This is a genomic window from Glutamicibacter sp. BSL13 (assembly GCF_052928425.1).
The window spans coordinates 1-23,725 of sequence record NZ_JAVGCZ010000017.1; the positions used below are offsets into that span (position 1 = coordinate 1).

At 64.1% G+C, this 23,725-nt stretch carries 23 protein-coding genes; 16 read left to right on the forward strand and 7 right to left on the reverse strand.

Features of this window, described 5'->3' with window-relative positions; genetic code table 11:
- Nucleotides 1–159, forward strand: a 159-nt coding sequence (locus tag RCJ92_RS04940; protein WP_446753936.1) for a 16S rRNA (uracil(1498)-N(3))-methyltransferase, incomplete at its 5' end; no start/stop codon positions are given.
- 125 nt (nucleotides 160–284) lie between these two features.
- Here the strand turns inward: RCJ92_RS04940 and RCJ92_RS04945 are convergent.
- Nucleotides 285–1,202, reverse strand: coding sequence for a GerMN domain-containing protein (locus RCJ92_RS04945; RefSeq protein WP_446753918.1), 918 nt, complete (start codon nucleotides 1,200–1,202; stop codon nucleotides 285–287).
- A 293-nt stretch (nucleotides 1,203–1,495) separates the two neighbouring features.
- On the opposite strand from RCJ92_RS04945, the gene RCJ92_RS04950 reads away from it, so the two are divergent.
- The 7 genes from RCJ92_RS04950 (at nucleotide 1,496) to RCJ92_RS04980 (ending at nucleotide 9,032) form a co-directional block, all read left to right on the forward strand.
- Nucleotides 1,496–2,500: a PhoH family protein gene (locus RCJ92_RS04950; RefSeq protein ID WP_249354253.1), complete on the forward strand. Its 1,005-nt coding sequence runs from the start codon at nucleotides 1,496–1,498 to the stop codon at nucleotides 2,498–2,500.
- Nucleotides 2,501–2,546: 46 nt separating this feature from the next.
- Entirely contained in the window at nucleotides 2,547–3,020 is a 474-nt protein-coding gene (gene ybeY, locus RCJ92_RS04955) for an rRNA maturation RNase YbeY (protein ID WP_054821529.1), read from the forward strand.
- 3 nt (nucleotides 3,021–3,023) lie between these two features.
- Nucleotides 3,024–4,319, forward strand: a complete 1,296-nt coding sequence (locus RCJ92_RS04960; RefSeq protein ID WP_138174029.1) for a hemolysin family protein — start codon at nucleotides 3,024–3,026, stop codon at nucleotides 4,317–4,319.
- Nucleotides 4,306–5,268 carry a GTPase Era gene (era, locus tag RCJ92_RS04965; RefSeq protein ID WP_138174027.1) on the forward strand — a complete coding sequence of 321 codons (963 nt, stop codon included), beginning with the start codon at nucleotides 4,306–4,308 and terminating at the stop codon, nucleotides 5,266–5,268. Before RCJ92_RS04960 ends, era begins: the two co-directional genes overlap by 14 nt.
- Nucleotides 5,269–5,575: 307 nt before the next feature.
- Complete coding sequence (leuA, locus tag RCJ92_RS04970) at nucleotides 5,576–7,318, forward strand: 2-isopropylmalate synthase (RefSeq protein WP_138926226.1); 1,743 nt, start codon at nucleotides 5,576–5,578, stop codon at nucleotides 7,316–7,318.
- Between the two features lie 140 nt (nucleotides 7,319–7,458).
- Complete coding sequence (recO, locus tag RCJ92_RS04975; RefSeq protein WP_138174023.1) at nucleotides 7,459–8,208, forward strand: DNA repair protein RecO; 750 nt, start codon at nucleotides 7,459–7,461, stop codon at nucleotides 8,206–8,208.
- The gene (locus RCJ92_RS04980) at nucleotides 8,205–9,032 is read left to right on the forward strand and encodes an isoprenyl transferase (RefSeq protein ID WP_446753919.1); all 828 of its coding nucleotides are present in this window, start codon (nucleotides 8,205–8,207) and stop codon (nucleotides 9,030–9,032) included. The genes recO and RCJ92_RS04980 overlap by 4 nt, the downstream gene beginning before the upstream one ends.
- 36 nt (nucleotides 9,033–9,068) lie before the next feature.
- On the opposite strand, the gene RCJ92_RS04985 is transcribed toward RCJ92_RS04980, so the two are convergent.
- Nucleotides 9,069–10,103 carry an alpha/beta hydrolase gene (locus tag RCJ92_RS04985; protein ID WP_446753920.1) on the reverse strand — a complete coding sequence of 345 codons (1,035 nt, stop codon included), beginning with the start codon at nucleotides 10,101–10,103 and terminating at the stop codon, nucleotides 9,069–9,071.
- Between the two features lie 62 nt (nucleotides 10,104–10,165).
- Here RCJ92_RS04985 and RCJ92_RS04990 point away from each other — a divergent pair, with 62 nt between their 5' ends.
- A complete protein-coding gene (locus RCJ92_RS04990; RefSeq protein ID WP_446753921.1) occupies nucleotides 10,166–11,230 on the forward strand; it encodes a quinone-dependent dihydroorotate dehydrogenase in 1,065 nt (354 codons plus the stop codon).
- 340 nt (nucleotides 11,231–11,570) lie between these two features.
- Here the strand turns inward: RCJ92_RS04990 and RCJ92_RS04995 are convergent, their stop codons facing one another.
- Nucleotides 11,571–12,158 (reverse strand): DUF3043 domain-containing protein, encoded by a 588-nt coding sequence (locus RCJ92_RS04995; protein ID WP_138174015.1) that lies wholly within the window; start codon nucleotides 12,156–12,158, stop codon nucleotides 11,571–11,573.
- 72 nt (nucleotides 12,159–12,230) lie between these two features.
- Here RCJ92_RS04995 and RCJ92_RS05000 point away from each other — a divergent pair, with 72 nt between their 5' ends.
- The 7 genes from RCJ92_RS05000 (at nucleotide 12,231) to RCJ92_RS05030 (ending at nucleotide 19,137) form a co-directional block, all read left to right on the forward strand.
- A complete protein-coding gene (locus RCJ92_RS05000; RefSeq protein ID WP_446753922.1) occupies nucleotides 12,231–13,640 on the forward strand; it encodes a M20/M25/M40 family metallo-hydrolase in 1,410 nt (469 codons plus the stop codon).
- A gap of 150 nt (nucleotides 13,641–13,790) precedes the next feature.
- Nucleotides 13,791–14,165 (forward strand): HesB/IscA family protein, encoded by a 375-nt coding sequence (locus tag RCJ92_RS05005; RefSeq protein WP_054820879.1) that lies wholly within the window; start codon nucleotides 13,791–13,793, stop codon nucleotides 14,163–14,165.
- 213 nt (nucleotides 14,166–14,378) lie between these two features.
- Nucleotides 14,379–15,269, forward strand: coding sequence for an aa3-type cytochrome oxidase subunit II (ctaC, locus tag RCJ92_RS05010; protein WP_138174273.1), 891 nt, complete (start codon nucleotides 14,379–14,381; stop codon nucleotides 15,267–15,269).
- A gap of 6 nt (nucleotides 15,270–15,275) precedes the next feature.
- Nucleotides 15,276–16,994, forward strand: coding sequence for an aa3-type cytochrome oxidase subunit I (ctaD, locus tag RCJ92_RS05015; protein WP_054820880.1), 1,719 nt, complete (start codon nucleotides 15,276–15,278; stop codon nucleotides 16,992–16,994).
- A gap of 2 nt (nucleotides 16,995–16,996) precedes the next feature.
- Entirely contained in the window at nucleotides 16,997–17,398 is a 402-nt protein-coding gene (locus tag RCJ92_RS05020) for a cytochrome c oxidase subunit 4 (protein WP_054820881.1), read from the forward strand.
- Nucleotides 17,399–17,529: 131 nt separating this feature from the next.
- Nucleotides 17,530–18,312: a GntR family transcriptional regulator gene (locus RCJ92_RS05025; RefSeq protein ID WP_138174011.1), complete on the forward strand. Its 783-nt coding sequence runs from the start codon at nucleotides 17,530–17,532 to the stop codon at nucleotides 18,310–18,312.
- Between the two features lie 105 nt (nucleotides 18,313–18,417).
- A complete protein-coding gene (locus RCJ92_RS05030) occupies nucleotides 18,418–19,137 on the forward strand; it encodes a hypothetical protein (RefSeq protein WP_446753923.1) in 720 nt (239 codons plus the stop codon).
- Between the two features lie 244 nt (nucleotides 19,138–19,381).
- On the opposite strand, the gene qcrB is transcribed toward RCJ92_RS05030, so the two are convergent.
- From qcrB to ctaE, 4 genes are all read right to left on the reverse strand, one after another.
- Nucleotides 19,382–21,055 (reverse strand): cytochrome bc1 complex cytochrome b subunit, encoded by a 1,674-nt coding sequence (gene qcrB / locus RCJ92_RS05035; protein WP_138926220.1) that lies wholly within the window; start codon nucleotides 21,053–21,055, stop codon nucleotides 19,382–19,384.
- Nucleotides 21,056–21,057: 2 nt separating this feature from the next.
- On the reverse strand, nucleotides 21,058–22,107 hold the full coding sequence (gene qcrA, locus RCJ92_RS05040) for a cytochrome bc1 complex Rieske iron-sulfur subunit (protein WP_138174005.1): 1,050 nt from the start codon (nucleotides 22,105–22,107) through the stop codon (nucleotides 21,058–21,060).
- 69 nt (nucleotides 22,108–22,176) lie between these two features.
- Nucleotides 22,177–22,968, reverse strand: coding sequence for a cytochrome bc1 complex diheme cytochrome c subunit (gene qcrC, locus RCJ92_RS05045; protein ID WP_138174003.1), 792 nt, complete (start codon nucleotides 22,966–22,968; stop codon nucleotides 22,177–22,179).
- A 75-nt stretch (nucleotides 22,969–23,043) separates the two neighbouring features.
- Complete coding sequence (gene ctaE / locus RCJ92_RS05050) at nucleotides 23,044–23,682, reverse strand: aa3-type cytochrome oxidase subunit III (RefSeq protein WP_138174001.1); 639 nt, start codon at nucleotides 23,680–23,682, stop codon at nucleotides 23,044–23,046.
- Nucleotides 23,683–23,725 lie beyond the last annotated feature (43 nt).

Consider the following 23,725-nt stretch of genomic DNA (forward strand, 5'->3'; position numbering starts at 1 on the left):
CTGATCGTGGGTCCCGAGGGCGGGATCAGCGACGGGGAACTGGCGGTGCTCACCGCCGCCGGTGCCCGGGCCGTGGTTCTGGGCCAGCATGTGCTGCGGGCCTCCACCGCCGGCCCGGCCGCCCTGGTGCTGGTCCGTCACCTGCTCGGGGACCTGTAGGGGGCTTGGAAAAACTTCACCCAGCCATCGCCGGTGGACGCGATTTCGCGTCTGCCGGCGATGGGCGGGTTCGTGGTTAAGCGTGGTTCGCGGGGGCTTTGCGGCCCGGTTCTTTGGCTGCCCGGTTAGCTGACGTTGAACATGCTGGTGGTGCGCGCGATCTTCGCGCCCGAACCGTTGTTCTGGCCCCACAGGGTCACCCGGTATTCGCCGGGGGAGAGCGCCAGCTCGCGGCTGAGCGCCCCGTCCTCATCCAGCTCGGTGGCCTTTACCCGTTGGGCCTCGTCCACCGGCTGCCAGTCCCCGGCCGTGTTCTTGCGCTCCACCCGGTAGTACAGCCCGTCGCTGAAGGCGACGGATCGGGCGTTGAGCTTGACCTTCCCGGCGGCGAACTGGCGGGAGTTCTGCGGGTCGATGATCCAGATCGGGGCCATGAAGCTGGAGTTGCGTTCGTATTCGCTCTCCAGGCGGTAGTCGTCGAACACGGTGGCGTTCGCGGCCCCGTCCACCAGCAGGCGCAGCTTCGGCGGCTGGCTGCCGTTCAGTACCCCGGCGTTGGCGGCCGCGGCGGTGGCGGTGAACACCAGCTGCTGGATGCTGCGCTGGGCCAGGCCCTCATCCAGGCGGGCGCCAAAGACCTTCTTCGGCAGGTCCAGGGTGATCACGTTCTCGGAGCTGATCGACACCCCGATGTCGGTGCTGGGCTTCAGGTAGGTGAACCACCCGTCCTTGGCCGGCTTGTCGTTGAGCATGTAGCTGATGGCGTCGGTGACCGGGTCCCCGCTGGCCTTGGCCCGGGCGTACTCGCGGTACAGGTAGACCCCGTCATTATCGGCCTGCAGCCAGTAGACCGGGATCAGTTCCTTGTCTGAGGGGGTTTCCACCCAGCCCGAGGCCCTGGGCAGGCCCTGGTGGGCGCTGTTCGAGGTGTCGGGCATGCGGTGTTCCTCATTGCCGGTGCTCGCCCCACAGCCCACGGCGACGGCCAGGCCAAGGGCCAGGGCCGCCGCTGTTGCGCGCCGCGAAAACTTTCCTAGAGGCAATCAATACACCTATCCACATGGTCCACCTGTGACGTGGAACTCACCAGTAACATTTGTAGCTGACGGTTCAACACAATGCCATACCCAACTGGGCTAAAGGGCGAAAAACCGTACAGGATAGCGATCTGTAACCAAATCTATACCTTCAGCATCCAAAGTGAGGGGTAGATTTGGGGATTTATCCCACGGCGCATGCCCCAAAACAGCCTTCGCTCGCTAGACTGGAAGATGCAACATTTTCTCGTTTACGCCTAAGGGGCCCACAACACCGTATGCAGGTAGAAAAAGATCGGATGCCATCCGAAGCCGAACGCGCATCCCTGACCGTCACCTTCGACAATCCCGAGCATATGATCTCCACTCTGGGACCCAATGACGAGCTGCTGCGGATCCTGACCGGAGCCTACCCCTCGCTGGAACTGCGCCCCGCCGATTCCCGGCTGACCCTGCTGGGTGAACCCGGCCAGGTGCGCCGCGCCCAGCGGGTGCTGGAGGAGGCCCGGCAACTGGCCGGCCGCGGCTCGCGCATGAGCGTGGAGACCATCGAGCAGATCATCAAGATGGTCTCGGGCAACGGGGAGCAGTCCGCCTCCAATGTGCTGGGGTTGAAGATCCTCTCTGGGCGCGGCAAGTCGATCCGCCCCAAGACGGTGAACCAGAAGTCCTACGTGGACGCGATCGACGACTCCACCATCACCTTCGGCATCGGCCCGGCCGGCACCGGCAAGACGTTCCTGGCCATGGCCAAGGCGGTCGCCGCGCTGCAGGACAAGCAGGTCAACCGGATCATCCTCACCCGCCCGGCCGTGGAGGCCGGGGAGAAGCTGGGCTTTTTGCCCGGCACCCTGTCCGAGAAGATCGACCCGTACCTGCGCCCGCTCTACGATGCGCTGCACGACATGGTGGACCCCGAGTCGATCCCGCGACTGCTGGAGGCCGGCACCATCGAGGTCGCCCCGCTGGCGTACATGCGCGGACGCACCCTGAACGACGCGTTCGTGATCCTGGACGAGGCGCAGAACACCACTGCGGAGCAGATGAAGATGTTCCTCACCCGCCTGGGCTTCGGCTCGAAGATGGTGGTCACCGGGGACATCACCCAGGTGGACCTGCCGGGAAACGCGGTCTCCGGGCTGCGCCTGGTCACCGAGGTCCTCAAGGACATCGACGACATCAGCATCTGCCGCCTGGACGCCACCGACGTGGTGCGCCACCGGCTGATCTCCGACATCGTCTCGGCCTACGACCGCTGGGACGCCGCCCAGCGCCAGCCGCATCGTGAACGGCGTGGCAAGTGAACCCCGCCCACCGATTTAGCCTCCAGGAACCAGTGAGCAGCAATAGATGAGCATCGAAGTCAATAACGAAACCGAAGCGCAGGTCGACCTGCAGGCCGTGGAGAAGCTGGCACGCTTTGTGCTGGAGACCATGTACCTGCACCCCAGCACCGAGGTCTCGGTGGTGTTCGTCGACGAGGAGGCCATGAGCCAGCTGCACGTGGAGTGGATGGACCTGGAAGGGCCCACCGACGTGATGAGCTTCCCGATGGACGAGCTGCGTCCGGGCAGCGCCAACACCCCGGCCGAGAGCGGGATCCTGGGAGATGTGGTGATCTGCCCGGCCGTGGCCGCCGAACAGGCCGCCGCCGGCGGGCACAGCGTCCAGGACGAGGTGCTGCTGCTGACCACCCACGGCCTGCTGCACCTGATGGGCTTCGACCACGACGAGGAGGCCGAACGCGCCGAGATGTTCGGCCTGCAGCGCAAGCTGCTGGAATCCTTCCTGGGCCGCCCGGCCCCGAAGGAGACCGTGGAGTAGCCGGTGAGCACCGTTTTAGTGATCGCTGCCCTGATCTTCCTCGCCTGTGCGGCGGTTCTCACGGCAGCGGATTCGGCCTTTTATGCCCTCTCCCGCCACACGGCGGAAAAACTGCGCAACGACTCGAACTCCAAGGCGCTGACCCGGATCCTGGACGACAGCGAATCCCACGCCCAGTCCATCCGCTTCTGGCGGATGTGGTTCGAAACCGCTTCCGCGGTGGCCATCGCCCTGGTCTTCTCCCGCTTTATCCACAACATCTGGCTGGCCGGGCTGCTGGCCACCATCACCATGGCGGGGCTGGGCTTCGTGCTGGTCTCGGTCTCCCCGCGGCGCTACGGGCGGGCGAACGCGGCCTCCGTGGTGCGCAGCACCGCCCCGCTGGTGCGCCTGCTGCGCGTGCTGCTGGGCCCGGTGACCAACTGGCTGGCCTCCATCGGCAAGGCGCTGGCCCCCTCGGGCTCCAGCCATGAGGACACCTACCTGGACAAGGACCGGCTGCGTGACATCGTGGACCGGGCCAGCGAGGGCGCGGACCTGGAGGAGGAATCGGCGGAGCTGATCTCCTCGGTGATGGACCTGGAGGAAACCAATGTGCGCTCGGTGATGGTCCCGCGCACCGACATGGTCTACTTCGACGCGGACACCACCATCCACCGGGCCCTGGACTTGTTCATGGCCTCGGGCTTCTCCCGCATCCCGCTGGCCGGGGAGGACGCCGATGACATCCGCGGGATCATCTACCTCAAGGACGTGATCCGCGAGGTGCACGGGCTGCAGCGCGCCGAATCGCTGGGCGAACTGGCCCGCAAGGTGCGCTTCGTGCCCGAATCGAAGAATGCGGCCGAGCTGATGCAGGAACTGCAGCAGGAGTCCATCCACCTGGCCATCGTGGTCGACGAGTACGGCGGCACCGCCGGGCTGATCACCCTGGAGGACCTGCTGGAGGAGATCGTGGGGGAGATCGACGACGAATACGACCGCTCCCGCCCGGACGTGGTGGAAAACCCGGACGGGACGCTGACCGCCCAGGCCGGCACCTCCATCGACGACGTGGCCGACTTCTTCGACATGGACATCGAGGAGGAGGACGTGGACACCGTGGGCGGGCTGATCTCCAAGGCCCTGGAATCGGTGCCGGTGCTCGGCTCGGTGGCCGAGATCCACGGGCTGCGACTGGAAGTCGTCTCCCTGTCCGGGCGGCGCAACCGCGTGGGCAAAATTCATGTAGAGCGCCTGCACCACGGCGCGTCCGACCAGAGAGAAACCATAGAGGAATCACCCAATGGCAGAGACTAACAACCTTCCCGCCTCCGGCAGCTGGCCCGAGGACTTCCGTTCGGGCTTCACCTCCTTCGTGGGCCGGCCCAACGCCGGCAAGTCCACGCTGACCAACGCCCTGGTGGGGCAGAAGATCGCGATCACCTCCGCCAAGCCGCAGACCACCCGGCACACCATCCGCGGGATCGTGCACCGCCCCGACGCGCAGCTGATCCTGGTGGACACCCCCGGGCTGCACCGCCCGCGCACCCTGCTGGGGCAGCGGCTGAACGATCTGGTCGCCGAGACCCTCTCCGAGGTCGACGCGATCGGCTTCTGCCTGCCGGCCAACGAGAAGATCGGCCCCGGGGACCGCTTCATCGCCAGCCAGCTCGCCCAGCTCAAGCGCAAGCCCATCGTCGCCCTGGTCACCAAGGCCGACCTGGTGGACCGCGAGACCCTGGCCGCGCAGCTGATCGCGGTCACGGAGCTGGGCAACGAAAACTTCGGGCCCGACGGGTTCGCCGCGATCATCCCGGTCAGCGCCGTGAAGGACTTCCAGGTGGAGCAGGTGGCCAACGTGCTGGTCGAACAGCTGCCGCTGGGCCCGCCGCTGTACCCGGACGGGGAGCTGACCGACGAGCCGGAGAGCGTGATGGTCGCCGAGCTGGTGCGCGAAGCCGCGCTGGAGGGGGTGCGCGATGAGCTGCCGCACTCGCTGGCCGTGGTCGTCGAGGAGATGGCCCCGCGCGAGGGCCGCTCGAAGGAGAACCCGCTGGTGGACATCCACGTGAGCCTGTACGTGGAGCGGCCCAGCCAGAAGGCGATCGTGATTGGCAAGGGCGGCGCCCGGCTGCGTGAGGTCGGCACCCGCGCCCGGCAGGGGATCGAGAAGCTGCTGGGCACCAAGGTGTACCTGGACCTGCACGTGAAGGTGGCCAAGGACTGGCAGCGCGACCCGAAGCAGCTGGGCCGCCTCGGCTTCTAGCCCGCCGCCACGGGCTGCCGCGCCGGCGAACAACCCCTGTCCGACCTGGTCGGGCAGGGGTTGTGGCATGTCCGGGAAAGGCGCGGCGCACGGCCCGGCGTCCGGAATGTGACACAAACGTGCAACAACTGCGCCGCATCCCACCGGCGGTGCTATGTTTGAAAAATGCATTTCGAGCTACTACTGCTACTTAGCCGCTGCGAGGATCCAACGGACCGCTAGTGGTCCCACGGCCGACCCCTCGTCGCGGAGTTCGCCCTCATCCGGCCCCATACAAACAACCACCAATTGTCCAGGGGATACCGAAATGCAGAACATGCAAAAGCCTTCGAACATGCCAATCCACAAGTATGTTCCCTTCCAGGACCAGATCGAGGTCAACCTGCCCGATCGCACCTGGCCAGACAAATACATCACCAAGGCCCCGCGCTGGTGCGCGGTGGATCTGCGCGACGGCAACCAGGCGCTGATCGACCCGATGAGCCCCGAGCGCAAGCACAAGATGTTCGACCTGCTGGTGCAGATGGGGTTCAAGGAGATCGAGGTGGGCTTCCCCTCGGCCTCGCAGACCGACTTCGACTTCGTGCGCCAGCTCATCGAACAGGACCGCATCCCCGAGGATGTGACCATCCAGGTGCTCACCCAGTCCCGGGAACACCTGATCGAGCGCACCTACCAGGCGCTGGAGGGCGCCAAGCAGGCGATCGTGCACCTGTACAACTCCACCTCGATCCTGCAGCGCGAAGTGGTGTTCCGCCAGGACGAGGACGGGATCGTGGACATCGCGGTGCAGGGTGCGCGGCTGTGCAAGAAGTACGAGGAGCAGCTTAGCGGCACCAAGATCACCTACGAATACTCCCCGGAGTCCTACACCGGCACCGAGCTCGAGTTCGCCAAGCGCATCTGCGAGGCGGTGGCCGAGGTGCTGGAGGCCAGCCCGCAGAACAAGGTGATCCTGAACCTTCCGGCCACCGTGGAGATGGCCACCCCGAACGTGTACGCCGACTCGATCGAGTGGATGCACCGCAACCTGGCCAACCGGGAGTCGATCATCCTCTCCCTGCACCCGCACAACGACCGCGGCACCGGGGTGGCCGCCGCGGAGCTGGGCTACCTGGCCGGCGCGGACCGCATCGAGGGCTGCCTGTTCGGCAACGGGGAGCGCACCGGCAACGTGGACCTGATCACCCTGGGCATGAACATGTTCGGCCAGGGCGTGGACCCGCAGATCGACTTCTCCGACATGGACCACATCCGACGCACCGTGGAGTACTGCAACCAGCTGCCGGTGCCCGAGCGCAGCCCGTACGGCGGGGACTTGGTGTTCACCGCGTTCTCCGGCTCCCACCAGGACGCCATCAAGAAGGGCCTGGAGGCGATGGACGCCAAGGCCGCCGCCCAGGGCAAGGACATCAACGACCTGGTCTGGGCGGTGCCCTACCTGCCGGTGGACCCCAAGGACATCGGGCGCAGCTACGAGGCCGTGATCCGGGTGAACTCCCAGTCCGGCAAGGGCGGGGTCTCCTACCTGCTGAAGAACGACTACAACCTGGACCTGCCGCGCCGCGCCCAGATCGAATTCTCCGGGGTGATCCAGAAGAAGACCGACTCCGAGGGCGGGGAAGTCTCCTCGCAGACCATCTGGCAGGTCTTCCAGGACGAGTACCTGCCGGTGGCCGAGGGCAATGGCCTCAAGCCCTGGGGGTACTACAAGATCGCCTCGGCAACCGCCGAATCCGCAGAGGACGGCAGCTTCGTGCTGCACACCAAGCTGCTGGTGGACGGCGCCGCCCAGGAGCGCAGCGCCGAGGGCACCGGCCCGATCTCCGCACTGGTAAAGATGCTCAACGAGGACGGGGTGGATTTGCGGGTGCTGGACTACACCGAGCACGCGCTGAGCGAGGGCGGCAACGCCCAGGCGGCCGCCTACGTTGAATGCGCGGTCGGGGACCGGATCCTGTGGGGGGTGGGCATGGACGCGAACACCACCATCGCCTCACTGAAGGCCGTGGTCTCCGCGGTGAACCGCGCCATCCGCGACGCCAAGTAGCCCCACCGGCCAACGGCACGACCACCAACACGGCGCCCCGCAGCGTTGCAACGCTGCGGGGCGCCGTGCCGTGCGGCCCCAGCCCCGGGCAGGCGAGCCGTGGTGCGCGGGAGCGGTGCAAAAGTGCGATAATTGGGGGTGTGGCAAGATCTGGATTCGCATCACGCAGTTACCGCACCCGCGGCATTGTTCTGCGTACCCACAAGCTTGGCGAGTCCGACCGCATCATCACCCTGATCACCCCCAACGGGCTGGTCCGGGCCGTGGCCAAGGGGGTGCGGCGCACCTCCTCGCGGATGGGCGCCACCCTGGAACCGTTCATGGAAGTCGACGCCCAGGTGGTGATGGGCCGCAGCCTGGACATCATCTCCCAGGCCCAGCTGCGCCACCCCTACGGGCAAAAGCTGGTCGGCGACTACTCCGCCTACACGGTGGCCACCGCGATGGTGGAAACCGCCGAACGGCTGCTGGAGGCGGACGCCGACTCCACGATGCGCCAATACCGGCTGCTGCACGGGGCGATCGCGCTGCTCGCCCGCGGCAGCGTGGACCCCGGACCGATTCTGGACTCCTACCTCCTGCGCGCCCTGTCCGTGGCAGGCTGGGCCCCCTCCTTCACCGACTGCGTGCGCTGCGGTGAACCGGGTCCGCATTCGGCGCTGAACATCCAGCTGGGCGGCGTGGTCTGCCCGGCCTGCCGCCCGCCGGGCTCCACCTCCCCGCACCCGGTCACCGTCAGCTACCTGCAGGCGCTGCTGACCGGGGACTGGGACACGGTGGCCACCGCCGGGCCCAAGGCGCGCGACCAGGGCGCCAAGATCGTAGCCAACTACCTGCAGTGGCACCTGGAACGTGCCGTGAAGTCCCTACGCCATGTGGAGAGAACATGAAGAAGCTCGCCCCGATCACCGGCCAGCGCGGCCCGGTCAGCCCCTATGCGCACCCCCGGAACCCGCAGGTGCCCTCCATCCCGGCCGCCGTGCTGCCCCAGCACGTGGCGATCGTGATGGACGGCAATGGCCGGTGGGCGAACCAGCGCGGGCTGCCGCGCACCGAGGGACACCGGGCGGGGGAAGCCGCGCTGCTCGATGTGATGGCCGGGGCCGTGCAGCTGGGGATCAAGTACGTCTCGGTGTACGCGTTCTCCACCGAAAACTGGAAGCGCAGCCCCGAGGAAGTGCGCTTCTTGATGGGCTTCTCCCGCGACGTGCTGCGCCGCCAGCGCGACACCCTGAACTCCTGGGGCGTGCGCATCCGCTGGTCCGGGCGTGAACCGCGGCTGTGGAAGAGCGTGATCAACGAGCTGAAGGCCGCCGAGGAACTCACCGAAGACAACCTGGGCTGCCAGCTGACCATGTGCGTGAACTACGGGGGACGGGCCGAACTGGCCGACGCCATGATTCTGATGGCCCAGGACGTGCAGGCCGGACGTCTGAAGCCCTCCGGGATCAGCGAGAAAACCATTGGCCGCTACCTGCACGCCCCGGAACTGCCGGATGTGGATTTGTTCATGCGCACCTCCGGGGAGCAGCGCACCAGCAACTTTTTGCTCTGGCAGTCGGCGTACGCCGAAATGGTGTTCCTGGACGAGCTGTGGCCGGATGTGGACCGCACCACCTTGTTCAAGGCCGTCGCACAGTACGCACAACGCGACCGCCGCTACGGTGGCGCAGTGGACAAGCCCCAGCCCGAGGCCACACCGGTCCACAGCTAAACGCGTTCCGCCAGGGGAAACCTGGCGCGGCGCCGGCTAGCTTGCGCCCTGCAGCAGGTGCAGCCAGCGCCGGACCTTCGCATAGGATTCGGCGCGCGGCCCGGCGGATGAGGTGAACACGTCGTGCATCGCGTCGGTGATGATCGCATTGGTGATGAAGCTGCCCAGCTTCAGGCTGCGCTGGCGCACCAGGTTCACGTCCACCACCGAATCGGTGCGCTGCATCAGCGGATCATAGCTGGCCCCGAAGTGCGACTGGGCGCTGGTGAGCACCAGCACCGGCAGCTCCAGGTCCAGCCCCTTGGCCACCTTCGCGTGCGCCTCGAGCACCGTGCGCATCCAGCCCACGGTGGGACGGAACGCGTGCCGGGGACGCCACAGCGGGTGGATGTCCCATTCCCCGTGCCCGTCCTGGGAGAGCGAGAGCCAGTAGTGGTCCAGTTCGGGCAGGTGCAGGGTGCGTGTGGGGGAGCGCCGGGCCATCGCCTCCATCAGCCCCTGGGCCGGTATCCTCAGGAACTGGGTGCCCTGGAATTCCAGCCACGGGGCGTTGAGCACCAGCCCGGCCAGCCTGGCGGTGGACTGCTGGGCCCAGAGGCTGATGATCAGCCCGCCCAGGGAATGGCCCTGCACCAGCAGCGGCAGCCCCGGGTGCTCGGCCGTGAGCAGATCCGCGGCCGCGTCCAGCTCCTGGTGGTATTCGGCCAGGTGCTCCACATAACCGGGACGCTGGTGCTCGCTGCGCAGGCTGCGCCCATAGCGGCGCAGGTCCAGGGCGTAGAAACGGTAGCCGGCGGCCCGCCAGAATTCGGCCAGCTCGCGATTGTAGAAGTAGTCGCTCCAGCCATGGACACTGAGCAGGATGCCGTGCTCTTCCGGATTGCCCGGGGGCGGCTGCTTTGGCACATAGCGGACCAAAGTGCCTAACACCGGGCCCTCCCCATCAACGCCAAGGTCCAAGGTGGTGTGCTCAAAGTCCTCGCCCAACGGGTCGGCGGCCCAACCGCCGGGATCCGTGCTGGTCAAGAAATCCGGCCACTGGCTTGATGGAATACCGTGCAGACCGCTCATGGCACCAGCCTAGCCGGTAAAGAATTTGGCAAGCGCACTGGCCAGCGGCGAAAATTGAAACCATGCGCATCTACCCCCTGGTTTTCAAGCACGTCTTCACCAAGATGGATCCGGAGAAGGCCCACCACTTCGCCTTTGACGCCATCAAGCTGGCGCAGCGTGTCGGATTGAGCAAGCTGACCCGCAAGTTCTTTGCTCCCGACCCGAAGCTGCGCCGCACGGTGATGGGCATCGACTTCCCTTCGCCCTTTGGCCTGGCCGCCGGCTTCGACAAGGGCGCCACCGGCATCCTGGCGCTGAGCGACATCGGGTTCGGGCACGTGGAGATCGGCACCGTCACCGGTCAGGCCCAGCCGGGCAATCCGACCCCGCGGCTCTTCCGCCTGGTGGAGGACCGCGCGGTGATCAACCGGATGGGGTTCAACAACGAGGGCGCCGAGGTCGTCGCCGCCCGGGTGGCCACCGCCCGGCAGCAGCTGAAGGCCGATTACCGCCGGCACCGTCCGGTCGTTGGCGTGAACATCGGCAAGACCAAGCTGGTCAAGCTGGAGGACGCGGTCGGCGACTATCTGGAATCCACCCGCCAGCTGGCGAACCACGCCGACTACCTGGTGGTGAACGTCTCCAGCCCGAACACCCCGGGGCTGCGTTTGCTGCAGAGCGTGGATTCCCTGCGTCCGCTGCTGGAGCAGGTGGGGGCCAAGGCCGATGCGGTGGCCGGCCGGCACGTGCCGTTGCTGGTGAAGATCGCCCCGGACCTCAGCGACGAGGACGTGGCCGATGTGGCACGCCTGGCCATTGAACTGGAACTGGACGGCATCATTGCCACGAACACCACCATCGGTCGCGAGGGGCTGGTCAGTGACTCGGCGCGCGTCGAGGACATTGGGGCCGGGGGACTGTCCGGTGCCCCGCTGAAGGAACGCTCCCTGCAGGTGCTGCGCCAGCTGCGCGAACTGGTACCCGCCGAAATGGCGATCATCTCCGTGGGTGGGGTGAGCGATGCGAAGGACGTCAGGCAGCGTCTGGATGCCGGAGCGGACCTGGTGCAGGGATACACGGCGTTCCTGTATGAAGGACCGTTCTGGGCCCGGAACATCAACCGGGAACTGGCGCAGATGCTCTAGGAGTTCTCACCAGCTCGCCGTGCCCAGATACGGCCAGCCGAGTTGAAGATGACGGCGGGTGCCAGCGGGCACCCGCCTTTTCTTGTGCCCGGATACCGCCCGGGCGCCTGAGGCCGATTATCGGTAGTCCTCGGGGGAGCAGCGATACCGAGCTCAGGCCGTGCACAAAGCTTGCGGTTTGTACCGAGCGATACAAAGCTGTGGGCTTGTGCATAAAACGCGTGTTCGCCGGGCAGTCCTAGGCCGGAGGCACAAGGTGGGCATGATCCTCGCCCCAAGGCCAAAAAACAAGGAGGATTCCACTAGGAACCCTCCTTGTTTTAATGTCTGAGTGCTTGGATCAGCTCAGCTTCGCACCGCGCTTGACCTGCGGCTTGGGCAGGCGCAGCTTGCGGAACTGCATGCCGCGCATGAAGGCGTAGAGTCGGACACCGCGCTCGAGCTTGCCAAAGCGCTTGACCAGCTCGCGCTTGAGCAGCCATCCGGTGAGGATTCCTTCGATGATCACCACACCCAACACGATGTACAGGCCGAACTGCACGTAGACCTGCAGTGTCAGGTTCTGGCTGAACACCAGGGAGGCGACCAGGAACAGCAGGATGATGAACATCATGAACTCGCTGAACATCCAGCGCGAGTCGATGAAGTCGCGGGCAAAACGCTTCTGCGGACCCTTGTCACGCGGCATCAGATAGCGCTCATCACCGGTTTCATTGGCGATACGCAGTCGCTGCTGAGCCTCGATGCGGCGCTTGCGCTCCATCTCCTTGGCCTGCTTGCGGTCATTGGGCACCAGTGGACGCTGGTGGCGTGCCTGCTGCTGGCTGCGCTTCGGGGTCGGGCCGCTCTTGCGGCCATCGGGCGAGGCCAGCGTCTCTGGGGCCTGCTCTTGCGGGGGCTGAGGTTCTTCCTTCTTACGTCCAAACACCCGCCCATCCTATCGGTTCCGCGGCTGTGACGTGACATTGGCCGGACTTGATCGGTTGTTAGGCTTGGAAGCATGACTAGTAACACTTCGGCCGCAGCGGCCGCCCACGGGGTGGACATCGCCGGCCTGCGCGAGCACGTCGAGGCCAACTTCGAGAAGATCCTCACCGAACTGACCGAGCTGGTGGCAATCCCCGGCATCGCCTGGGAATCCTTCGATCCGGCAAACCTGGAGCAAAGCGCCCAGGCCGTGGCCGCACTGGTGGAGGCCATCGGGGTGGACAGCGTGGAGATCCTGCGCGAACCCACCGATGAGGGAACCATGGGCAGCCCGGCGGTGGTGGCCCGCCGCACAGCCAAACCCGGCAAGCCCACCATCCTGCTCTACGCCCACCACGACGTACAGCCCCCCGGAGACCCAGCGGACTGGAACACCCCGGCCTTTGAGGCCACCCGTGTCGGGGACCGGCTCTTTGGCCGTGGCGCCGCGGATGACAAGGCCGGCATCATGGTGCACGTTGCCGCGCTGCGCGCCGTGCTGGACCGGGTCGCCGACTTCGGTGTCGGGGTGACCTTCTTCTTCGAGGGTGAGGAAGAGGCCGGCTCCCCGTCGTTCCGCAACTTCCTGGAGGCGCATCAAGACAAGCTGGCAGCCGATGTGATCATCGTGGCCGATTCCTCGAACTGGGCCGTGGGCACCCCGGCGCTGACCTCCTCGCTGCGCGGCATGGCTGCCGCCGAGATCGAGGTTCGGTCCATGACGCACGCCGTGCACTCGGGCATGTTCGGCGGGCCGGTGCTCGACGCCCCGTTGCTGGCCGCCAAGCTGATCTCCACGTTGCACGATGAGAACGGGGCCGTTGCCGTACCCGGGCTCGTCTCCAACGACCACGCCGACGTGGACTACTCCGAGGAGCAGTTCCGCGCCGATTCGGGCCTGTTGGACTCCGTGTCCCTGGCCGGAACCGGCAAGATCACCGACCGGCTGTGGAATAAACCGGCGCTGAGCGTCATTGGAATGGATATGCCCAGCGTTGACCATTCCTCCAATACCCTGATCCCGCGCACGCGGTTCAAGGTGTCGATGCGCCTGGCACCCGGGCAGGACTCGGCAGCGGCGCTGAAGGCGCTGGAGGAGCATATCCTGGCCCAGGACGTGCGCGGAGCCGAAGTCTCCTTCACCGCCACCGAGGCGGGCAGCGCCTACCAGGCGGACCTGCATGCGGCGGCGAACGAAAAGGCGCAGTGGGCCCTGGCCCAAGCTTGGGGGACCGAACCGGTGAGCATGGGTTTGGGCGGATCCATCCCATTCATCGCCGACCTGCTCGAGGTCTTCCCACAAGCTCAAATCCTTGTGACCGGCGTGGAGGATCCGGACTCGCGGGCCCACTCGGCCAACGAGTCCCTGCACCTGGGGGACTTCAAGAACGCGATCGTCGCCGAGGCGCTGCTGCTGGCCCGGCTGGACAGCGAAGGGCTGTAGAGTCCGTCCGGCTATGAATCGGCTCATAGTGTGAAACAAACATGGGTGCGAATTCCCAGATGAGTCGTACGATAGAAACTAGAGGAGAGGTGCACATCTTCACCCCACGAACCGGGGCAGGGCGCACCACTGCAGTATGGGAGGAGAAACATGACTGCACCAGCAAATGATGTCAAGGGCGACGCCACCGAGTTGCCGACCCACGAGGTGAACCTCAGCGACGTGGCCGCCGAAAAGGTGCGCTCACTTCTGGACCAGGAAGGCCGCGACGACCTGCGTCTGCGCATCGCCGTGCAGCCCGGGGGCTGCTCGGGCCTGATCTACCAGCTGTACTTCGATGAGCGCATGCTCGACGGGGACCACGTGCGCGAGTTCGACGGCGTGGAAGTGATCGTCGACAAGATGAGTGTCCCATATCTCAATGGCGCCTCCATCGACTTCGAGGACACCATCTCGAAGCAGGGCTTCACCATCGACAACCCGTCGGCTGGCGGATCCTGTGCCTGCGGGGACTCTTTCCACTAAATCAGCGGGAACTAACACCTCTGTTCAAACGTTTAAGAAACTTTCGTTGGAACAGAGGTGTTTTTCTGCATTCAGGGGCTTGAGAGGGTAAGCTCTACATTAAGTAGTAAAACTATGTTTCGCTTCGTGGGCCAGCTCACGGGACACACTCGTAAACGCGGGATGACCTACGAAGACCACACATTCTGCACCAACAAAGAGGAAGGGCCGTCTGTGAGTTCGCAAGACCGAACCGGCAGTCGCGGATCTGCCAAAGCCAAAGTCATGGCTTTGGTAGGTACTGGCGCACTGCTGTTGACGGGATGTTCAGCGGAGGTAAAGCGCGGTTGGCTCCCGAACGTGGAGCGTGACACCACCAACCACACCGGGATGATTCAGGATCTATGGGTTAACTCGTGGATCGCTGTGACCGTGATCGGTGTTTTGACCTGGGGCTTGATGCTCTGGTGTGTCGTGGCCTACCGCCGCCGTAAGTCCGATACTGGCTACCCGCGTCAGATCAGCTACAACCTGCCAATCGAGATTTTCTACACCGCCATTCCGCTGGTTCTGGTGTTGGTCTTCTTTAGCTTCAACAACAACGTTGAAAAGGCAATCAACACCAAGGTCGATTCCGAAGTTGTCGTCGACGTCCGCGCCAAGCAGTGGGCCTGGGACTTCAACTACTCGTACGACGGCCAGGAGAAGTACTTCGCTGGCAAGCAGGCTCACCTGAACGAGGACGGCTCGGCCGGCGCCCAGGAGACCCTGCCGACCCTGTACCTGCCGGTCAACAAGACTGTCACCCTGGAACTGAACAGCCGCGACGTCATCCACTCGTTCTGGGTGCCGGCGTTCGTGCAGAAGCTGGACATGATTCCGGGCCGCACCAACTACATGTACCTCACCCCGCAGGTTGAGGGCACCTTCGACGGTAAGTGCGCCGAGCTTTGCGGCGAGTACCACTCCGAGATGCTGTTCAACGTCAAGGTCGTCAGCGAGGCCGAGTTCAAGGCCCAGATGGCGAAGCTGGAAGACGGACACCTCGGCGAGGAATATGACCGTCAGCCGAACAAGGTTAACTCCGTGGTCGTCGAGCACGAAGGACAAGGGGAAGGAGAGTAACCGGTCATGACAACTTTTGAATACGCGACCGATGATGTGAAGAGCATCAACTCGGCCGTCGTCCCGAGGTCAAAGGGACGCATCTTCGTTGACTACATCACCAGCACGGACCACAAGAAGATTGGGTACATGTACCTCATTTCTTCGTTTGTGTTCTTCTGCATCGGTGGTGTGATGGCACTGCTGATCCGTGCCGAGCTCTTTGAGCCGGGCATGCAGATCGTGCAGACCAAGGAACAGTACAACCAGCTGTTCACCATGCACGGCACCGTGATGCTGCTGATGTTCGCCACCCCGCTGTTTGCGGGCTTCGCGAACGTGATGATGCCCCTGCAGATCGGTTCGCCCGACGTGGCGTTCCCTCGCCTGAACGCCCTGGCGTTCTGGTTCTTCTCGCTGGGTTCGACCATTGCCCTGGCCGGCTACCTGACTCCTCAGGGCGCCGCGAGCTTCGGTTGGTTCGCTTACGCACCGCTGTCCAACACCACGTTCTCTCCGGGCGTCGGTGGTGACCTGTGGGTCTTCGGTCTGGCACTGTCGGGCTTCGGCACCATCCTGGGTGCAGTGAACTTCATTACCACCATCATCTGCCTGCGCGCACCTGGCATGACCATGTGGCGCATGTCGATCTTCACCTGGAACACCCTGATCACCTCGATCCTGATCCTGATGGCCTTCCCGCCGCTGGCAGCTGCGCTGTTCGCACTGGGTGCCGACCGTCGTCTGGGTGCACACATCTTTGATCCGGATAACGGGGGAGCGGTGCTCTGGCAGCACCTGTTCTGGTTCTTCGGTCACCCCGAGGTGTACATCATCGCGCTGCCGTTCTTCGGCATCGTTTCGGAGATCTTCCCGGTCTTCAGCCGCAAGCCGATCTTCGGCTACAAGGGCCTGGTCTTCGCGACCATCGCCATTGCCGCCCTCTCGGTTTCGGTGTGGGCTCACCACATGTACGTGACCGGTGCCGTCATGCTTCCGTTCTTCGGCTTCATGACCATGCTGATCGCGGTTCCGACCGGCGTGAAGTTCTTCAACTGGATCGGCACCATGTGGCGCGGTTCAATCACCTTCGAAACCCCGATGCTGTGGAGCATCGGCTTCCTGGTGACCTTCCTGTTCGGTGGTCTGACCGGTATTATCCTCTCGGCTCCGGCCCTGGACTTCCACGTGTCTGACACCTACTTCGTGGTGGCACACTTCCACTACGTTGTCTTCGGTACCGTTGTGTTCGCCATGTTCGCCGGCTTCTACTTCTGGTGGCCAAAGTGGACCGGGCACATGCTCAACGAGCGTCTGGGCAAGATCCACTTCTGGTTGCTGTTCATCGGCTTCCACGGCACCTTCCTGATCCAGCACTGGCTGGGCGTCATCGGCATGCCGCGTCGCTACGCCGACTACATGCCGGAAGACGGGTTCACCATGATGAACCAGGTTTCCACCGTGTTCTCCTTCGTCCTTGGCATCTCGATGATCCCGTTCTTCTGGAACGTTTGGATCACCCACCGTCAGGCCAAGAAGGTCACCGTTGATGATCCGTGGGGCTTCGGCGCATCGCTGGAATGGGCAACTTCCTGCCCGCCGCCGCGTCACAACTTCCACTCGATCCCGCGGATCCGCTCTGAGCGTCCGGCCCTGGACCTGCATCACCCGGAACTGAACGGACGTGCTACTCCGGAAAACCCGGTCGCGAAGATCTTCGGCCCGGCTGACCAGAAGGACAAGTAAGAATGAAAATTGAATCCTGGCTCTTCATGGGCGGAATCTTCTTCTTCACTCCGGTAGCCATCGTTTACGGCTACATGGTCAACTGGGAAGAATGGGTCGGCATGCTGGCCCTGCTGATGCTCGCCGCCATGTCCGGCATGGTCGGCTGGTACCTGAAGATGACCGCCAAGAACGTCGGCATCCGTCCCGAGGACCGTGTTGACGGCGAGATCCACGAGAACGCAGGCGACATCGGCCTGTTCGCACCGTGGAGCTGGTGGCCGCTGGTTCTGGCCTCGGCAGCTGGTATCAGCTTCCTGGGTCTGGCCGTTGGCTGGTGGGTCTTCTACATCGGTGCTGGCCTGGCCATCATCGGCGTGGTCGGCTGGGTCAACGAATTCAGCCGTGGCAAGCACGCTCACTAAGTAAACTGAGAAAGGACGACGAGTTTTCGAACTCGTCGTCCTTTCTCATTTAACCCAGCCGTAGCCGGGCGTTGTCGCCAGGCCTCCGGGATGGCGTTTAATGGGAGAAGACCCAGTGGAAGGAGCTGGCCATGCGCTACGCGCCGCAGCCGGCCGTCACGGCCCGCCTCGACCCAGAATCGAGCGAGAGCAAGTACCGGCAGATCCGACGCATCCTCAAGACCCACGCCAGGGAGTCGTGCGAGCCGGGCTTCAAGCTGCCGCCGGAACGTGAACTGGCCGAGCACTTTGGGGTCGCACGCAAAACCATCCGTCAGGCCATCGACGCGCTGGTGGACGAACAGGTCCTCAAACGCGTCGTCGGGATCGGCACGTTCGTGGTTCCGGAGAAAATGGATCTGCGGGTCCGTCTGCACTCCTACAGCGAGGACATGATGCGCCGCGGCATGGTCCCGGACGCGCACGTGCTGAAGTTCGACGAAATCAAGGCGTCCGCCCACCTGGCCAGCCAGCTGATGGTCGACGAGGGGACACCCGTGGTGCGCTTCAAGCGTCTGCTGCTGGCGGACGGGACCCCCATGAGCCTGGACGAGAACTACATGCCGGCCGACTTGGTCCCCGGTTTCGTCGACGGGCAGCCACCCTCGAAGCTCTACCAAACACTGCATGAGCGCTACGGCATCCTCTTGGAGTGGGGCGAGGATCAGGTCGAGAGCACGGCCGCCAGCCCCGCACAGGCCCAACTGCTGGCCGTGGAAGACGGGTTCCCGCTGCTGCAGATCACCCGCTACGCCTACATCGGCGAACGCCTGGCCGACTACTCGGTCTCGCTCTACCGTTCGGACCGCTACAAGCTCTTCGTACCGCTGCAGCGCCTGGGGACCCGCACGCCGCGTTATTCCACCTCGTTCTAGGGTTCCCCCTCCCGGCCGGCGTGCAAGCGCCTTCAAGCCCCTGGCGGGGGTTCTAGGGGGAACCGCCGTGTACATCTCGTTGCCGCAGCTGATAATCTCAGCGCCATGGCACGCCTTCTGCTGCTCTCGAGCATCTTTCTGCAACCGAGCGCCCTGCTGCCCTTGGCCGAACAGCTGACGGGCCGAGAACATCAAGTGGAGGTTCAGGGCACTGATCCCGGCGAAGGGGCCAAAGAGGCGCTTGAACAGTACTCAGCGGCGTTGGATGGCCTCCGTGGCAAGGTTGGGGCGGATCCCGTGGTCGTGATCGCCCACTCCAACGCGGGCGCCTATCTACCCTCCCTGCTGGACCGTTTTCCTGGAACCCCAGCCATCTTCCTGGATGCCATTTTGCCGCCGTTTGACGGCCGCTGCCTGGCGCTGGTGCCCGCGTCACTGGGAAAGCCCCTGCGGGGCAGGGCGGAGGCAGGCCTGCTACCGCGCTGGTCGCGCTGGTGGCCGCGGGAGAGCGTGCGGGCCCTGGTGAACAGTGATGCGGACTTCGCGCAGCTGGATGAGCGCTGTCCACGCGTGGCGGCCTCCTACGTGGATGAACGTCTTCCCCTGCCCGCAGGCTGGAGCGCGCAGGCGACGGCTGGATATCTTCTGCTGAGCGATGGTTATCTGGGGGACTGGGAGCGGGCGGTGTCAGCCGGGTGGCCCGCGCAGCGACTGCAGCTGGGGCATCTGGGATTTTTGCGGGATCCAGGGCAGGTCGCGCTGGCGTTGGATCATCTCAGTGAGCGCCTGACGGGTCGGGACGATACCGCTGGCGGAGTTCAGTAGAGGCTTTTCCCACACCGTAGTGCCAGTAGCGGTGTCGGTGGCCAGCGCACCGGTTTCCGTGCAGCGGCCTGAACCGATTCGCGCAGGGGGATCGGCGTCCGGCTGGCCGGCGGCTTGCTGAGCCGCCGCCAAGCGCTGGCCTTGGGCTCGCCATGGCGGGGTAGTGGCGAGTGGTTAAACGAAAACGGTGGGACCCGCTGGCTGCGGGTCCCACCGTTTTAGATGTGACTAATGCGTTTCGAGCTTACTTCTCGATGGATGCGCTGTCGGTTGCACCTTCGACCTCATGGTGGCCGTGGGCAGCATGTGCTGCTTCCAGCTCCTTCGGGGTGACCGGGGCGACGCGATCTTCGAAGAAGAACTTCGACCACTTCGCACGACGCTTCTCCTGGCGGGAGATGTGTCCTGCAGCATCCGGCTCGGCCGGGATGAACTTGCGGTCCTCGAAGTTGGTCAGATGGTACAGGGTGTACGCATCCAGCTCCTCATGCTTCTCCGCGAAGCCGCCCTCCGGCGACATCTGGATGGTGCCGGTCTCACGGCCGTGCAGGACGGTTTCCCGGTCCTTGCGCTGCAGCGAGAGGCAGATGCGGCGGGTCACGAAGAACGCGACGAACGGTCCCACGATGAACAGCACGCGCAGCCAGTAGGTCACGTCATTCAGCGACACATGGAAGTGGGTGGCCATCAGGTCCGAGGACGCAGCGGCCCACATGGTGCAGTACCAGACCACACCGGCCATGCCCACGGCGGTGCGGAACGGCGCGTTGCGCGGACGGTCCAGCACGTGGTGCTCGCGGTTGTCCTTGGTGACCCAGCGTTCGATCCACGGCCAGGTGAACATGACCGCGAACAGGATGCCTGCCGGAACCAGGGCCGGCAGCAGCACCGAGAGCACCAGGGTGTTGTCGCCCCATGGGAACGGAATGACCCATTCGAACGAGAAGTTGCCAAGCACGCCGGGCATCAGACGCAGGGCGCCGTCAACGAAACCGATGTACCAGTCAGGCTGGGTACCGGCCGACACCGGGGAGGGGTCGTACGGACCGTAGTTCCAGATCGCGTTGATCTGGAAGAAGCCTGCGATGAAGGCCACGATGCCGAAGATGATGAAGAAGAATCCACCAGCCTTGGCAGCGTACACCGGGCCAACCGGGAAGCCGACAACGTTGTTGTTGGTGCGGCCCGGGCCGGGGTACTGGGTGTGCTTGTGGGTGACAACCATGAACAGGTGGATAACCACCATCATGATGATCAGCGCCGGCACGACCATGATGTGCAGCGAGTACAGGCGCGGGATGACATCCTCGCCCGGGAACTCGCCACCGAAGAAGAACATCGAGATGTAGGTACCAACGATCGGCAGCGCCTTGATCACGCCGTCGATGATGCGCAGACCGTTACCGGAGAGCAGGTCATCGGGCAGCGAGTAGCCGGTGAAGCCGGCAGCCAGGCCCAGGATCAACAGCACACAGCCGACGACCCAGTTCAGTTCGCGCGGGCGACGGAACGCACCGGTGAAGAACACGCGCAGCATGTGCACCGAAACCGAGGCCACGAACAGCAGCGCGGACCAGTGGTGGATCTGGCGCATGAACAGACCGCCGCGCACATCGAAGGAGATGTCCATGGTGGACTGCATGGCCACCGACATCCCGGTGCCCTTCAGCGGCACGTAGGAGCCGTTGTAGACGATGTGGGTCATCGACGGATCGAAGAAGAAGGTCAGGAACGTTCCGGAAAGCACCAGCAGTACGAAGGTGTACAGGGCGACTTCACCGAACATGAATGACCAGTGGTCAGGGAAGACCTTGCGGCCGAATTCCTTGACGATGGCCGAACCACCCACGCGGGAATCCACGAAGTTGGTGATGCGGCCGGTGCGGGTCTTGGCAGTGAACTCAGCGTTCGTTGACATGACTAACCACGCTCCCAGTAGCTCGGGCCAACCGGCTCGTGGAAGTCACTGCGGGCTACCAGGTAGCCTTCGGAGTCAACCATGATCGGCAGCTGCGGAAGTGCGTGACCGGCCGGGCCGAAGATGACCTTGCATTCCTGGGTCAGGTCGAAGGTCGACTGGTGGCACGGGCACAGCAGGTGGTGGGTGTGCTGTTCGTACAGCGCGATCGGGCAGCCCACGTGGGTGCAGATCTTCGAGTAGGCGACGATGCCATCCACGTGCCAGTCCTCGCGGCCTTCCGAGATCTGCATCTCGGCCGGATCCATGCGCATGACCAGCACAACGGCCTTGGCCTTCTCGTTCAGCGGCTGCTCGGCGTCGTTCAGGCCTTCGGGAATCACGTGCAGGGCGGAGCCGATCTGCACGTCGGAGGCCTTGATCGGGGTGCCGGAGGGGTCGCGGGTCAGACGGACGCCGGTGTCCCACATGGTGTGGCGCAGCTGGTCGACCATCTGGTGGGCGGTCTTGCCCGAGCGCTCCAGGTCGCGCATGTAGAAAATCGCCGGGATCGGGGCCAGTGCCAGCGCACCGATCAGGGTGTTGCGAATCAGCGGGCGGCGCTTGATGCCGGACTCTTCCAGGATCGTGTCAACGATCTCGGCGGCGTCCTGGCGGTCCTCCTCGGAACGGATTTCGTGACGCTCTTCGACCAGCTCGTGGTCCGGCATCAGGGTACGGGCCCAGTGAACGATGCCCACACCGATGCCCAGCATCGCGAAGGTGGTGCCCAGGCCGAGCATGGCGTTCTGCACGCGCAGTTCGGCGAAGGTCATGTCGCCCAGGTGGCCCAGCACGAAGTAGGCCACGAAGAACAGCACGGTTCCGATGATGGAGATAATGAATAGCAGCGCTACTTGGCGCTCGTGTCGCTTGGCTTGGCGCGGGTCGCGGTCTGCGATGCGCGGACGGTGCGGTGGTAGACCCGGATCCGGGAACCGATCCTGAGCCACATCGTCAGCCTTAGCAACGGTGCCCGAGTCTTCGGGACTCCCGTGACTATGGTTGCCCATGTTGTCTCTCATCCTTCTCTCAAGAATTTAATGTACGTAGTGATGGGGTCGGCCGAAGCCGTGGGCGTCTTAGGAAGGACGCGAGGTCAACCAAACGGCGAAGCCGATGATGATGCCCAATCCGGCGGTCCAAACGAACAGACCCTCAGCCACCGGACCAAGGCCACCCAGGGCGGCGCCACCGGCAGTGCCGTTGGCTTCAATGGTCTTCAGGAAGGTGATGACGTCACGCTTCTCTTCGGGGGTGATGTTCGAATCGTTGAAGACCGGCATGTTCTGCGGTCCGGTAACCATCGCTTCGTAAATGTGCTTTTCAGAGACACCGGCCAGGGTTGGTGCGAACTTACCGCGGGTCAGAGCACCACCGGCTGCCGCAGCGTTGTGGCACATGGCGCAGTTGACGCGGAAGACGGTACCGCCATGGGCAGCGTCACCCTTCTCGGTGTCCAGGTACTCTTCGTCCGGGATCGCCGGGCCGGCACCCAGGCTGGCCACGTAGGCTGCGAGCTGCGAAATCTGCTCGTCATTGAACTGGACCGGCTTGATCTGGGCCTGCGGGCCCTGCATCTGCATCGGCATGCGGCCGGTGCCCACCTGGAAGTCAACGGAGGCTGCGCCCACGCCGATCAGGGTCGGTCCAGAGTCAGTGCCTTCGGCGTTCATCCCGTGGCAGGTCGCGCAGTTCGCAACGAACAGCTTCTGGCCTTCCTGGATGTCTGCAGCCGAAGCGGTCGCGGTGGCCGCCTTTGCTTCGTTGATGCTGCCCGCTGCAGTGTAGAGGCTGCCGGTGACCAGCAGACCAAACAACAGCAGAGCCACAGCGGCGAGCGGGTGGCGGCGCTTTTTCGAAAGAGCCTTCACTTTGCTGGTTCCTCACTTATTTCTTGGTGTGGTGTTGCCCTACTTCTATGGAGGCAACTGATGATTGTTAGTTGCCTACTTCAGGAAGTAGATGATCGCGAACAGGGCGATCCACACGACGTCAACGAAGTGCCAGTAGTAGGACACGACGATTCCGCCAGTCGCCTCGAAGTGGCCGAACTTCTTGGCCAGCATCGCACGGCTGATGATCAGCAGGAACGCAATCAGGCCACCGAGCACGTGCAAGCCGTGGAAGCCGGTGGTGATGTAGAAGGCCGAAGCGTAGGAGTTCGAGCTCATAGCCACACCCTCGTGAACGAGCATGGCGTATTCATATGCCTGGACCGAGACGAAGATGGATCCCATGATGAAGGTCAGGATGAACCATTCAATCATTCCCCACTCCTTGAAGTTGAAGACGCCACCGGAACGGCGGGCCTTGAACTCCTCGGCGCGGAAGACACCCATCTGGCAGGTGAACGAGCTGGCAACAAGAATCAAGGTGTTGGTCAGCGCGAAAGGCACGTTGAGTTTGGCAGTTTCATTCGCCCAGAGCTCTGGCGCGGCAGCGCGCAGGCTGAAGTACATGGCGAAGAGGGCGGCGAAGAACATGAGCTCGCTGGAGAGCCACACCATCGTTCCCACCGACGCCATATTGGGGCGGTTCGGTGCACTTGGCACCGGTGTATTTGGGGCATGAGTCGCAGTTGTCACACTGTCATTATGTCTCTAAACGGACCGAAGATACCAATGCAAA